Source organism: Methanoregula sp. (assembly GCF_049690535.1).
GTDB lineage: Archaea > Halobacteriota > Methanomicrobia > Methanomicrobiales > Methanospirillaceae > Methanoregula.
Map to the genome: position 1 here is coordinate 1 of NZ_JBAVMX010000082.1, position 13,518 is coordinate 13,518.

General features: G+C 48.0%; 10 protein-coding genes. 3 read left to right on the top strand and 7 right to left on the bottom strand.

Annotated elements, in window-relative coordinates; translation table 11 throughout:
* The first annotated feature begins 1,176 nt into the window (after positions 1 to 1,176).
* The 3 genes from WCE46_RS05825 to WCE46_RS05835 all read left to right on the top strand — a co-directional run bounded on the left by WCE46_RS05825 (position 1,177) and on the right by WCE46_RS05835 (position 3,774).
* On the top strand, positions 1,177 to 2,013 hold the full coding sequence (locus WCE46_RS05825) for a flavodoxin domain-containing protein (protein ID WP_424732762.1): 837 nt from the start codon (positions 1,177 to 1,179) through the stop codon (positions 2,011 to 2,013).
* A gap of 152 nt (positions 2,014 to 2,165) precedes the next feature.
* On the top strand, positions 2,166 to 2,426 hold the full coding sequence (locus WCE46_RS05830; protein ID WP_424732763.1) for a helix-turn-helix domain-containing protein: 261 nt from the start codon (positions 2,166 to 2,168) through the stop codon (positions 2,424 to 2,426).
* On the top strand, positions 2,416 to 3,774 hold the full coding sequence (locus WCE46_RS05835; protein ID WP_424732764.1) for an HNH endonuclease: 1,359 nt from the start codon (positions 2,416 to 2,418) through the stop codon (positions 3,772 to 3,774). The genes WCE46_RS05830 and WCE46_RS05835 overlap by 11 nt, the downstream gene beginning before the upstream one ends.
* A gap of 105 nt (positions 3,775 to 3,879) precedes the next feature.
* Here WCE46_RS05835 and WCE46_RS05840 read toward each other — a convergent pair whose 3' ends face one another.
* The 7 genes from WCE46_RS05840 to WCE46_RS05870 form a co-directional block, all read right to left on the bottom strand.
* Positions 3,880 to 6,786, bottom strand: coding sequence for a type I restriction endonuclease subunit R (locus tag WCE46_RS05840; RefSeq protein WP_424732765.1), 2,907 nt, complete (start codon positions 6,784 to 6,786; stop codon positions 3,880 to 3,882).
* Positions 6,787 to 6,801: 15 nt separating this feature from the next.
* Positions 6,802 to 7,176, bottom strand: a complete 375-nt coding sequence (locus WCE46_RS05845; RefSeq protein WP_424732766.1) for a hypothetical protein — start codon at positions 7,174 to 7,176, stop codon at positions 6,802 to 6,804.
* The gene (locus WCE46_RS05850) at positions 7,169 to 7,723 is read right to left on the bottom strand and encodes a hypothetical protein (protein ID WP_424732767.1); all 555 of its coding nucleotides are present in this window, start codon (positions 7,721 to 7,723) and stop codon (positions 7,169 to 7,171) included. Before WCE46_RS05850 ends, WCE46_RS05845 begins: the two co-directional genes overlap by 8 nt.
* 1 nt (position 7,724) lies before the next feature.
* Positions 7,725 to 8,459 carry a TIGR04255 family protein gene (locus WCE46_RS05855; protein WP_424732768.1) on the bottom strand — a complete coding sequence of 245 codons (735 nt, stop codon included), beginning with the start codon at positions 8,457 to 8,459 and terminating at the stop codon, positions 7,725 to 7,727.
* A gap of 155 nt (positions 8,460 to 8,614) precedes the next feature.
* A complete protein-coding gene (locus tag WCE46_RS05860) occupies positions 8,615 to 9,829 on the bottom strand; it encodes a restriction endonuclease subunit S (protein WP_424732769.1) in 1,215 nt (404 codons plus the stop codon).
* Positions 9,822 to 11,315, bottom strand: a complete 1,494-nt coding sequence (locus tag WCE46_RS05865; RefSeq protein ID WP_424732771.1) for a type I restriction-modification system subunit M — start codon at positions 11,313 to 11,315, stop codon at positions 9,822 to 9,824. The genes WCE46_RS05860 and WCE46_RS05865 overlap by 8 nt, the downstream gene beginning before the upstream one ends.
* Positions 11,315 to 12,826: an N-6 DNA methylase gene (locus WCE46_RS05870; protein WP_424732772.1), complete on the bottom strand. Its 1,512-nt coding sequence runs from the start codon at positions 12,824 to 12,826 to the stop codon at positions 11,315 to 11,317. The genes WCE46_RS05865 and WCE46_RS05870 overlap by 1 nt, the downstream gene beginning before the upstream one ends.
* Positions 12,827 to 13,518 lie beyond the last annotated feature (692 nt).

A 13,518-nucleotide genomic window follows, 5' to 3' on the forward strand; every position in this document is an offset into this window, starting at 1 on the left:
CCTGTTTTACCTTGATTTTTAAGGGGCTGTATTTCATGTCCTCTATGTCGATTTCAAAAATCCCGACAACTTCCCTGATCTCGCTGATTTTCGTGTGCTTACGCTGTAAATCGGTTTCTGTCATTACTATCACCACAAGGGACTCTCTTGTTTTTCAAGTATAGAAGCTTTGCATGGATCCATACCGTTGAGGCAGCGAGACGGAGGGAACCGGGGGCGGGATTTTTTAGAAGGATGCTCGAAAAGGGGCTTTCTCTTCCCCCGGCGGGCACGGGAGCTGACCTGCAGGGGTCGTGACAGGTTCACGGTTGCTCTCTCATTTTTCTCTCCCGGACAACCACCTCCATCAACCGCCAACATATCAGGACCCGCATCTCCCCCGTTTTTTAAGGCTGCTTTTACGAGTACGTGCGTGGTATCGCCTCTTGGGTGCAACAGGTTCCGCACATCATACTATATCCTCGGGACACCTCATTCTCATGTACACAAACGGTTTTGGGTATCCATACGATCGCGCCCGTTCCTTCATGATCGTGTGACTGCGATCCATAATCACCCCCGGAAAAACCCTTTTTGTAGTGTTGATTGATTAAAAAATCAGGGTTTGATATCGTTTACCCTGGAGAATTCAACGTATCAAGGAGTAAACAATGGCTAAAGAATTATTAAAATCGGTAGTTATGGGAACACGCTCCGGATATCTCATTCGGTGGACGTGTCCCGATTGTCATGCAGAAAATGCAATTGTAAACAGAACCGCCGGGGACATTTTCAAGGCAACCCGGGATTCCGCATGCCAGCGTTGCAAAAAACGCTTAGCCATTTCAACGCCCCGGTTTCACAGTTAACCGGAATTTCATTTTTATTTTTTAATTCGGTTGAACCCTTACAGTATCCGTCTTCGCATACATCCACTGTAACCTCCACCGTTAACCGCATTCAAAAAGGGTGTGCCTGATTTTTCTGGTAATTGGAAATAATGCATTGTTGACGGTGAATTTTGTTCAAAAGGTGGTTCCTGCCCAAGTCTTTTGCAGGTTGTCACTTTTCTTTGGAGTGCTAACGTTTGAGATCTGCCGACAACCTGACAGTACCGTCAGTTGTTTCCTTCAGAGCAGAGAATTTCTCCAGGATTCCTCTTTATAAGAGGTTAATGTGAATAGTATTTGTTAATTCATGGATTTTATTACCGGATATTTCGCCAATTGGAAAATGTTCGTTCTAAAAGTACTATTGGCAGCGGTTATTTTATTCCTCATTATTCCACAGCTTCGTTTTACAATCCTTCCATTCATGGGTTTTGATATCGGTATCTTCGTCGTTTTCCTTTCCGGGACGGTGTTTTTAGACTATTGCCAGTGGCATTTTGTACACACGCACCTTATGCAGGAATTGAATCGTCAAAACCGGACCCCTCCGTCGACATCAGGAAATGGGGGGTATGTTCCGGATTCCTGGAATGCCCGGGATACAACGGCAAACGGGCCCTTATCGGGGGAATCTCATACGGGAGGAGAGTTTTACGGCAATCGTATTCTCGTTACCTATGCCTCACTCCCCGGATCAACACCAGACATTGCCCGGGAGATTGGAAACGAACTGCGTTTGGCAGAATATACTGTTGATGTAGCTGATATGAAAAACGTGATCTCGCTGGAAACGTATTCTGCCATTATTATCGGAGTACCGATTTTTACCGGACCTGCAGGTTTAGGGGATATTGGGAATTTTACCAAAAAACGCTTTAGCGAACAACTCTCACACATGCCGGTTGCTCTTTTTGCTGTCGGTCCTGAGGGAATGAATGCTGACGTTGTGATGACAAACGTGAAACAGGCACTATCCCCAATCACTCCGGTGTCCACAATCCTGTTTACCGGTGCACCGGGTCAGAAAAAACTCATTTTTGCGATGCGTTTTGCAAAAAACAAAACCATTCCCACATCGGGTTTTCAGGACGGGGATACGATCAGGTCATGGGCGAGAAAGTTGCCGGAAATGTTGAATGTATGAGAATTAAGTGTCTTTGGACCGGGGGATTTTTTAGAAAACGCTCAAAAGGGGCTGGCGCCCCTTGCCGCGTGGGCTAGCCCCGAAATCATTTGTAGACTATAGTCAGCGATAGACATTAACCCGTTTTTATTCAACAATCCATTCAGGCACGAATGGAGAAAGAAGAGATTTTTGGCAAGATACTCCAAGAAGAGCGGAAAGCCAAGAAAATATCCCAAGAAAAACTCGCAAAACTCACCGGCCTCGATCGGACGTTCATTAGCCTTATCGAAAACGGTAAGCGAAGCCCAACATTCTCCACGATTTTGAAAATTTGCTCTGCTCTCGAAATTGATCCTTCTGAACTATTCTCGATTTACGAAAAGAAGGATCCGGATTACCACGTCAAGAAAGGAGGGAAATATGGAAAATAACGAAGATTCTCTACCTCTTCAACGACGAAGGCTAAAACTTCGGATTCCTCAAAACATTACCCGAGAACATATTATCCAAGCGATTGAAGAAATCAAAAAAGTACGATGGCCACCGAGGAATAACTCAACAACATACGATCTCTTTTACCAAGGCGAACGATATCCGCCAAAAATTGTCGTCATGTACGCGAACAAATATGCCAATGGTGAGTTGTTCGATGTATCCAAATTCTCCGGTGGGGAGGATACGACAAATAAATTTTTCAGAGCGAGAGGCTTTGACATAATTCCGAAAAAAGAAACTGTTTCTGAATTTCGGTATATCGATCCGAAGTTATCTGATGATCAATATCCTGTAAAAGAAAAAAGTAAACTCTACATCGAAAGGGATTATCGCATAAAGATCTGGAAAGACTTGCAATCTCTTGGTAATGCTCGAAATTTATTGCCTGAATTGTTACGGGAAAAATATCGAATTTATCGGGGAGCAGCAGGAATTTGGTGTGATAAAGAGAGAACCACCCCACTCTCTGAAGATGATTTTGGCATATCGGTTTCCGTGTTACACACCGGTAAATCATATCCTGATGATCTTACAGAAGATTACATTGTCTATCACTATCCAAAAACAAATCGTCCCACGAATACGGATCGTAATGAAATCGAAGCTACGAAAAATGCGAAGAGATTCAAAGTCCCCATTTTCATTATTTCACACTCGGAGAGAAATGACAAACTTCGGGATGTTCAGTTAGGATATGTGAATGATTGGAATGATGAAAATGAAACCTTCTTAATTGAGTTTTCTCCTCAGGGTGAAATGAAGAGTGCCCCCCCAATACAAACCGTGGATGAACAACCATTTGCCGTGTACCAGACAGATAGAAAATTGATAACAAGTAACTCAATACGTCGGGATACCAAATTTCGCTTTAAGGCTCTGAAACGTTACGGCTCGAAATGTGCTGTATGTTCGATAACGATTGATAATCTGTTGCAAGCTGCTCATGTCATTCCCAAAGAATCGAACCGTTCAACCGATGATGAGAGGAATGGTCTCATCCTCTGTCATAATCATCACGATGCATTTGATGACTTTTTATTCTGCATCCATCCAGAAACAAAGAAAATTGTGTATCGACCAACGGGACCCTCGAAGGAGGATCTCAAAATCGAAGCCGATACTCTTGTACCAAAACGGAATGCACCTCATATCGATGCTCTGCAGTGGCGATACAGAGAATTCATCAAAGAGATACGCGAACCCGTTGGGACTAAACCCACACCGCGTGAGGCAGCAGCCCCGTTGAGTGTTCTCTCCTTTATGATGCCTGAAACACGCCCGTAAAACCACCCGAATCCCTGACCCGAAAAATTGCACCATTATATTCGTCTATTTGCCAAAATTGAGATACCGGCATAATGACAAAAAAGGAAGCGTAATTGGACTGATTCAATAATACTGCTTGATGTATGCGTATGCTTTCCGGAATAATTCTTGATCTGTGTGGAGATTGTATTTCTTCAGAGTCTGGCGCAGGGTTTTCTGGATCTCCCGTTCCATCGCAATAGATTGTTTCCATTCCGGGAACCGAATCGCTTTTACAATCTCCCCATCGATATCGTTGACGACACGCTCCACGATGATAGGAGTTTTTTCCGTTTTTGCTTCATTGAAAAGTTCTGTAAGAGCAGCCTTGGCTTTCTTCCGTTCGTCTTCAGGTTCAACTTCCTTTTCTGCTTCAAGGACTTCCTTTGCAAGACTCAGGAGCCGTTTTAAGAATTCAAGACTGCTGAAGAAACCTTTCTCGTATTCCTCTTTGATCTTTTCCAGTTTTTCCCCAAGCCGGACAAATTTTGGATCCCCGAGATGCTTCTGGAGGCGACGGGTAATCTTGAACTCAATCTCCTTGCTCTTTTTCGGGTATTGTGATTCCACTAATCCCTTGAGCGTGTTTTCATCGAGGATTGAAATATCCAGATCGTCATGAATCGCTGCAAGGTGTGCATGCTCGTTCATGATGTCCAGCGTCTTTGCGCCGAGGACATGCCAGATAAGTTTTCCCCGCCCGCTTGTAGGTCTGACGGACATATAGACCTGGCCCAGCCAGCGGTACGTGTCCTTGAATTCTTCAAGACACGCATCCGGAGACAGGGCCTCCCAGAGCCGCGAGAGGTACGAGAAATCAGCAGCGAATTTGTCCTTTATCTCATTGTTTGGCAAATGTTCCTGTGCTGCCATCAGGCCTTCATATCCTGTGACGGATCGATCGATGCCGGGGAAATAGTCCAGACATTTTTTTACCGCGTCAGGTAACTTCTCCCGCAGTTCCGAAAGATTCCTGACGACCGTGAGCATTTCCCGTTCATCGAACATCAGGGACCGGCTCACCTTGTCAAACACCCCGATATAATCGACAATGAGCCCGTAGGATTTCCTCGGGTAGGGACGGTTCACCCGCGAGATTGCCTGAACGAGCGTATGATCCTTCATGAGTTTGTCGAGATACATGGTCTGGAGGATCGGTGCATCGAACCCGGCGAGGAGTTTGGAGGTGACGATCAGGATACTTAAGGGGTCGTTCTGGTCCCGGAACCGGTCGAGAATTTTTTCCTGGTTGTCCCGTGACCGGTCCCATTTCTTCTTCCACTCTTCCGGGTCGCCCGGCGCGACCGTCATGATAATATCCGACATCTCGGGATCGATCAGGGTATCCAGCGCATTCTTGTACTGGACGCAGGCGAACCGGTCATAACAGACAATTATTGCCTTGAAGCCGTTGGGGTAAACGTTCTGTTTATAGTGTTTTACGATGTGGGCTGCGATCTCCTTAACACGTTTTTCGCCGTGAACGAAATTGGATTTCCTGCCGGCGCGTTTGGCAAGTTCGTTCTTCTCGTCCGGTGTGAGCTGATCCGTGATCTCTGCAAACTCTTTATCGATGGATTCCTGATCGATATGATATTCCAGCAGGTGGGGCTCGAAGTGGAGGGGCAGGGTTGCCTTGTCCCGAATGGACTCCTCCAGCGTGTAACGGCTGAGGTATCCCTGCTTGTCCTCTTCCGCGCCAAATGCCCAGAACGTGTTCCGGTCGATCTTGTTGATGGGCGTTCCGGTCAGGCCGAACAGGAACGCATTGGGAAGGGCTTCCCGCATCTTCCGGCCGAGATCTCCTTCCTGTGTCCGGTGCGCTTCATCGACCATGACAATAATGTTGTCCCGGCTGTTGAGGACACCATCCGCTTCCGCGAACCGGAAGATGGTCGTGATGATGATTTTCCGGGTGTCCTGCGTGAGGAGGCGCTGGAGTTCTTCCCGGGTCGTGGCGGTAACGGTGTTTGGGATCTCTGTCGCGTTGAACGTCGCGGTGATCTGGGTATCGAGATCGATCCGGTCGACAACGATGATGACCGTGGGACTTTTCAGGAGCGGATCGACCCGGAGTTTCTGGGCAGCAAAAACCATGAGGAGCGATTTGCCGCTGCCCTGGAAGTGCCAGATGAGACCTTTCTTTGGCTGGCCGTTTCTCACCCGCTCGACAATCAGGTTGGTGGCGTCGTACTGCTGGTGCCGGCAGATGATCTTGATCTTCTGGTTCTTCTTGTTCGTTGCAAAGACGGTGAAATTCTTCACGATGTCGAGAATTACTGCGGGGGTGAGGAATGCCCGGATCGTGGACAGGATCGCAGAGAGATTCGGGGCATTTAACCTGATCTCCTCGCGCCACGGGGACCAGCTGTCGATGGGAATTCTCACCGCGCCATAGTAGAACGCTTTTCCTTCCGTTGCAAAAGAAAACGCATTTGGGACAAACAGTGCCGGGACGGATTTTTCATAGATTTCATTAATGTCATACGCGGCATCGAACCAGGTCTCGGACGGCCGGACCGGCGTCTTACATTCCCCAATGACGAGCGGGATGCCGTTTACGAGCAGGACGACATCCATCCGTTTATTGACCGAGCCGACAGAAAAAGAATATTCGGTCGTGACCGTGTATGAGTTATTCTCGGGATGATCGAAGTCGATGAGCCGGACCGGGACATGTTCGCCGTCTTTCCCAAACGGCATACTGTGTTCGCCGTTGAGCCATGCGGCAAACTTTTCATTGGCCCGCACGAGGCCTTCGCTCTGGACGGAGAGGAGGATTGCCCGGAGTTTGTAGAGGACCTGATCTGCGTTATCGGGATTTTTCGCGATCTCCGGGTTGATCTTTTTCAGGGCTTCAACAATGTATTGCTCAACGAAGACATCTGTCTCTTCCCGTGGCAGGTCGGTTCGTGAGACGTATTTCCAGCCGGTTTTTTTCAGGTAATCCCGGATTCCGTCGCGGACGGTGTTGGCTTCGTTAAAGGACATGAGGACAACTTCACGTTATAAGGACTGGATTATTTTGTCTGCATAGTCTATTGCATCTCTTGTATTGCTCTCGGAAAGTGTTGGACTGGGATTATCGTAATCGCTGTTATTCCTCCATTGACGTAACTGATCCAATTTCGTTGATATAGTACCTCGTCCATGTTTTGCTAAATTAATACGTAATAATTCATGATCTTTCGGTTTTTTTGTTGGGATAAACCCATAATTAATTTCTGCAAAATCACGAGAATGGCAAAAGGCTGCATAATACGCTCTACTTATTGCACATCTGAATGATGCATCAGTGGGTAAGACCGATGTTTTACCGGATTGATGGAGAGATTTTGCTACGATAAGGAAATCTGCCCATTGAAATGTCATTTCACTCACGGGGCCGCTGGAAATCTGTAGTTACAAGAAGATAACCCTGATCAATATCCAGCACATTCATGTATTCTTCACAAATGGCATCGATTTTTTTGATGATATTTGGTTCATATGGGTTTTGACGAACATATATCGTAAGATACTCATCATCGATCTCCGGATCCGAATAAAGCTCAAGACTGATCTCAGCACTATGGCCAAACTTCTCTTGTGTGAGAACACACCCAAGCAGTACAACATCGAAAATATTCCGATGTTTTATGAGATAACTGATCACTTTAGCCGGTTCTGGGAATTTAAAATCCAGATGTTTTTTAAGAGCGAGAAGTGTGCTTTCAATGGTAGATGAATTTGACGTAAAATCTTCAAGATAACGCTGTTGTATAATTGCTTGAGAAACGGATGATTCGACAAATGTTTCTTCGAGAAGGATAGCAAGACGTTCTTTCAGTCTTTCCTTCCATGCAAGAGTGTCATAATCTTGGCAATCCTCCCACACCCAGGTTTTTCTAAATTCTCCATAGGTAGTGATTCCGGAATTGAATTCCATTTTATTCGATTCTCCCAAATATGTCTCCCAATTTTTCAGTTATACATCCTTTAAATAGTGTATCAATTTCTTGGTGCGCTTCTTCAATCCATGTGGGAACGTCTAGAGGTGTAATTGAACGTTTTTTTGCTAGGAAATATTCCGTTGTGAGAAGAAACGCTGAAGTCTTTTTATCCTCGGGCATTGCTGTTGTTAATTGAAGCTTGCATATGTCTCGATCTTTGTTGTATGGAATTTCACAACCCACAAGGAAATTCGCATAGCTTTGGGGCAATCCCGCTCCAAGACGAGGTAAGAAATTAAAATATTCTTCCATCTCTATTTGAGATCCAGGGATTTCAATTTTATCGACGTAAACCAATGCCACTCGATCTATTCCTTTAACCTCTGTAATCCCCCTAAATGTATCATATGTTTTGCGTATTCTTGGTTGAAAGTGTTCCCAGCCAGGATAGGGTTTCAAACAGTTGACTGAGAGCACATTTTCTCCAAGTTGAATAAGCGAAAGTCGATTTTCTGTTAAAAAAACCGCTCGCTGTGATGGAATGACTCTATGTCGGATTCCCTTCTGGTCTGCTTTTACCTGAAGTTCCTGACCAATCCTACTTTCTTTGAGTGGGTACTCACCATTTAATTTTTCAAACAGTAAGCCGGGGATCGTTGGATCCCATTTTGTTTCTTTTGAAAAGCGGAATTCACAGATAGCTTCAACGATTGGCGGGTTCTTAAATTTCATATTTATAGTGTCCCCCATCCAATGAGTTCTCATGTGAGAAGATTGTGATTATGTTTGATTATAGTTATATAATATTATAAATCCCTATCGGTTTTCTTCAGACGATACAATAACCTCTTGCTATTTCTTTTTCGTTGGCCATTATACTGTAAAAACTACCCTGTGGGCACCAGCATCTCATTAATCATCTTCATCTTCATCGCCTTCGCCGCAACGACATTCGCACGGGCAGCGGCAATCGTCTCATCGCAGCGGGTGAGGATGGCGACGATTTGGTGTTGTTCGGGGAGTGGCGGTAAAGTAACAGTTAAATCGCTAATAATGTCAGTTGTTAAATTTATGAAGGCACAGCCGTGTGTCGCAATCTGTTCCATCGTTTTTTGGTAATATAAAAACCAATAATACAAAAATTCCGGATTCGAAGATTCCTTAATAATATTCTGCAATGCTAAAAAACCATCATGGATACATGCATCATGAGATAATAATCCCGGCAAACCGACGCTATCTTTTCCACCACTGCAAATAATTACTAAAGATCCCTCTCTCAAAAATCTGCTGAGTTTCGCACCTTCTTCGGTGAGTGAGTCAATTCTTGCGTGAACCCACTTGCCATCCCTTGTTACATCTTCAGTCATCAATCTCGGAACTGAACCATTATAATATCGTAAATCACCTTTTGGTCGTGGGCTAGCACCACGAATTACTGATGCAAAATCTTTTACTTTTTGGATCTTCCATGCTACCGGAACTTTTCCAATCCATTTAATTTCTTTAAATTCCGTATGTCCTATACCCTTGCTGAACAACTCCAACATCAGCACTTGCTTCGCCCGCTCCGCCGCCGTCACGAACCGCTCGCCTTTCACGATACAGTCTTCAGCCGCCCAGAGCGTTGTTGCGATACGGCGCTGCTCGTCCATTGACGGAAGAAGGAATGAGTACTCAGCCAGATCACGCCACTTCGCCCGCTTCGACATCGTGCCGGAGGCGTGGGCGATTGTGTAATCCCAGAAAGAATTGGAGTTGAGAATAATCGGGAGGAGGCCTTCTGCGATTGTTCCGGATTTCTCGCGTACGACATAGGCATCCCCGGAACAAACGCCATCGAACTCTGCCTTGGATGCTCGTTTGAGGTACGCATTCCTTCGCCCGATCAGGATATCGCCGCTCTTGAAAAGTTTCATCGCGGAGAGTAAGTCGGCCGTGCTGCCCCATCTGCGGATAGTGAGTTCACCGCTGTCGAGATGATCGAGGCCGACGAACCGGTCGTAACCGGCTTTTGAGGGATCATCAACCCGATCGGATATTTCCTCGGCAACATCGCCGAGTTTAAAGGACTTCCACCCGTCAGGCACGGACTCACTCATGGAAGCCCACCTCCCCAAGTGAAGAGACCAGATCCGCATACGTTTTTTTGAAGGTCTTGTTGGTGACTTCCCAGTTCTCGATACATTCGTCCAGTGTCTCGCATTCTGTGCGGGTTTGTCCGGTGGCTGACCGGACGTACATCTGGACACTCAGGTTCGCATTGTTGGTCTGGATTTCTGCGTTCGTCACAACTTTCGCGAATTCTTCAATGTCCTTGAAAGATTGGTATGCCTCAACGATCTTTTTCCGGTGGTGATCCTCAAGGAAACTTTGGGACTTTTCAATGGTGACTTCCTTTGAAGCATCAATGAACAGGATCTTCCCTTTCCGCTCTGCCGGTTTATTCATCCGGCATATGACGACGCAGGAATACATCGGGGAGTTATAGAATAATTTTGGCCCGAGCCCGAGCACGCATTCGATGACATCCGCATCGATCATCTTTTTCCGGATGTCCAGCTCCGCATCCCGGAACAACACCCCGTGCGGGAACAGGATCGCACACCGCCCGGTCTTCTTGTTCATGCTTTTGATGATGTGCTGGAAGAATGCGTAATCGGCCCGGCCCTGCGGCGGCACGCCGTACATGTTCCGGCCATACTGATCCGCAGCGAACGCATCCCGGTTCCACTTCTTGATCGAGTACGGCGGATTCGCCAGCACCACATCGAACTGCCGGAGTTTGTCGTTTTTCAGGAACGCAGGGTTTGCGAGCGTATCGCCCCGCACGATCTCGAAGTCGTCGATGCCGTGCAGGAAGAGGTTCATCCGGGCAATTGAGGACGTGATCAGGTTGATGTCCTGGCCGTAGAGTTTCAGGCTCCGGTACTCCTTGCCCTGCTCCTTGAGCTGGAGCGCCGCGACAAGGAGCATTCCGCCCGTCCCGCAGGTCGGGTCGTAGATCGACTCGCCTTCTTTCGGGTCGAGCATGAGTGTCATGAGCCTGACGAGTGTACGGTTGGTATAGAACTCCGCAGCCGTATGTCCCGAATCGTCCGCGAACTTCTTGATCAGGTACTCGTAGCCCTGCCCGAGCTCGTCCTGCGGCACATGGGAAAGCGAGAGCGTCTCGGACGAAAAATGCTCAATTAAGTCGCGGAGCGTTTCATCCGAGAGCCGGCTCTTGTTCGTCCACGGAGCATCGCCAAAGATCCCGGCCAGCCGTTCGGGATTGTTTTTCTCGATCGCCCGCATCGCGTTCTGGATCGCGACGCCGACATCCCCGGTCTTTTCCCGGACATCCTTCCAGTGGGCGCCCTTCGGGATCGTGAACCGGTGGTATTCTGAAAAATCCTCCCCGACCCCGGCGCCGTACTCCTTAACAACCTCCGCAGATTCCTCATCGAAGACATCGCAGACCCGTTTGTAGTAGAGCAGCGGGAAGATGAACTGCTTGTAGTCGCTCGCATCGATATACCCGCGCAGGCGCACCGCCGCGCCCCAGAAGTACCGTTCGAGATCCTGCTGCGAGATCGTTGCCGGCATCAGAGCGCCCCCGACTCGGATAACAACTGTTTCAGCCGGTTCTCGGCAGTCTCGCACTCCGCTGCCGCTTTCCTGAGATCAGCAAGTGCCTCTGCAACCGTTGTCGTATCCTCTTCGATGACCGGCTCCACATACAGAGAAATATTTAGGTTGTCGTCCTGCGAGCGGATATCGTCAAGCGTCGCAACCCGGGAAATGCCGGTCCGGGTTTCATTGGCCGCGTACCGGGAATAAATCTGATCGACATGTTCCGGCAGGAGTTCGTTCTGGTTCTTGCCTTTCTTGAACAGGCCTGACGCATCGATGAAGAGCACCCGGCCCTTGTGCGATGCATCTTTTTTACTCCGGAAGATGCAGATGCACGCAGCAAGCGTCGTGCCGTAGAACAGGTTCGGTGCAAGACCGATCACTGCTTCCAGCAGATCCGACTCAAGCAGTTTTGACCGGATCTTCCCCTCCGCCCCTTTACGGAACAGCGCACCCTGCGGGAGCACAATTGCCATCCTCCCGCCCGGCTTTGCCATCGAAGAGATCATGTGCTGAACCCAGGCATAATCGCCGTAACTTGCAGGAGGCATCCCGGCAAAGTTCCGGCCATAGGGATCCTTCTCCCAGACCTCTTCGCCCCATTTCTTCAGCGAGAATGGCGGGTTGGCGATCACGCAGTCAAATGTTTTGAGCGCGTCGCCTTCGAAGAACGACGGGTGGCGGAGCGTATCGGCACGAATGATGTGAAAATCCTCAAGCCCGTGAAGGATCAGGTTCATGCGTGCAATTGACGAGGTAGTGAGATTCTTTTCCTGCCCGTAAAGACCGAGCCGGCGGTATTCTCCCTTGTGCACCCGGACATAATTGAACGCCTCAAGCAGCATACCCCCGGTCCCGCATGCAGGATCGTAGACCGTCTCCGAGTCTTTCGGCTGAAGGATCAGGGTCATGAGCCGGATCACCGGGCGCGGTGTATAGAATTCCCCGGCTTTCTTGTTCGAGAGATCCGCGAACTTCTTGATCAGGTACTCGTATGCCTGGCCGGTAAGATCCGGCTCGACATTGCTGTTACAGAGATCGTGCTCGGAGAAATGTTCAATGAGATCGATGAGCAACTGATCGGAGAAGAGCTGTTTGTTTGTCCATTGCGCATCGCCGAAAATTTCCGCGAGTGTTCCCTCATTTGCTTTTTCGATGCAGCGCATGGCATGAGAAAGGGCCTGCCCGACATTCTCGGTTTTTCCCCTGACCTCACGCCAGTGGCACTCCGGGGGGATCATGAAATGAAAATTTTCCCGGAACTCCGCTTCCTCTTTGTTTCCATCGGCTTCCTTCAGCGCGATCTGGTACTCTTCATCATACACATCACAGATACGCTTGAAGAACAGCAACGGGAAAATGTAGGTCTTGTAATCGGCCTGATCCACCGGCCCGCGAAGGATATTTGCAGCACCAAAAAGCCAGTTTTCCAGCGTACCGAGAGATAATTTTTCCGGCTTCTCTCGGGAAATTTCTTTGGCCATTGAATTATTCTGACCGGTCTGTTGTGCGTGTAACGTGGATTTTCTCTCGGTCATTGGGTGCCTTCGGATGATTCAGATTGTATCTTATTGGGGGGTTGGTAATAAAAATTCTTTATTTTTACATTCATACATACCAATTTCAGCCATCGTTTCATTCTTAAAAGATTCCGGAACAGCGGCCACTCTACGAGATTTTCTGTCCGGACATTGATTGGGCGGTGCTATGATGTCCTTTGCCCGGTATTGCTTGAGTCATGTTGCATCAGGATCGGGCATCGGTCCCGATCACCCTGTAATACCTAAAAAAACGCCCGTAAAACCCTCCGATTCCCGCCCCCAGAAATCCACCCCATTAAAACCCCCCATTTGCCAAAATAAGCCCAAATTGAGCCCCATATAATGCCCAATAACAGGCCATATTCGCGTTCTGGCAGCGATCATTTTCACCATCAACAGAAAACCCATCCGACCCCGAAAACAGCCCTCCAAACGCGAATACGTGAACCGTTTATTTTGTCCGATTTCGAAAATAAGCCTGATTTGGGGTTATTTTGAATCGGAGCCCGATACGGGCTTCTTTTCGGGTGAGAGAGGGGCAATCGGGGACTGGATTGGGCCCGGATGGGGTGAGGTCTGCAAGGGAGTCCCACGGGGAAAACGGCTGGATCCGGGGTCAATCAAGGTCCAGCAGG

Bases quoted from the DNA above. Each gene is read 5' to 3' on its own strand.
- WCE46_RS05835 (WP_424732764.1), top strand. From the start codon at position 2,416: ATGGAAAATAACGAAGATTCTCTACCTCTTCAACGACGAAGGCTAAAA.
- WCE46_RS05865 (WP_424732771.1), bottom strand. From the start codon at position 11,315: ATGCCGGCAACGATCTCGCAGCAGGATCTCGAACGGTACTTCTGGGGC.
- WCE46_RS05825 (WP_424732762.1), top strand. From the start codon at position 1,177: ATGGATTTTATTACCGGATATTTCGCCAATTGGAAAATGTTCGTTCTA.
- WCE46_RS05830 (WP_424732763.1), top strand. From the start codon at position 2,166: ATGGAGAAAGAAGAGATTTTTGGCAAGATACTCCAAGAAGAGCGGAAA.
- WCE46_RS05850 (WP_424732767.1), bottom strand. From the start codon at position 7,723: ATGGAATTCAATTCCGGAATCACTACCTATGGAGAATTTAGAAAAACC.
- WCE46_RS05860 (WP_424732769.1), bottom strand. From the start codon at position 9,829: ATGAGTGAGTCCGTGCCTGACGGGTGGAAGTCCTTTAAACTCGGCGAT.
- WCE46_RS05870 (WP_424732772.1), bottom strand. From the start codon at position 12,826: ATGGCCAAAGAAATTTCCCGAGAGAAGCCGGAAAAATTATCTCTCGGT.
- WCE46_RS05855 (WP_424732768.1), bottom strand. From the start codon at position 8,459: ATGAAATTTAAGAACCCGCCAATCGTTGAAGCTATCTGTGAATTCCGC.
- WCE46_RS05840 (WP_424732765.1), bottom strand. From the start codon at position 6,786: ATGTCCTTTAACGAAGCCAACACCGTCCGCGACGGAATCCGGGATTAC.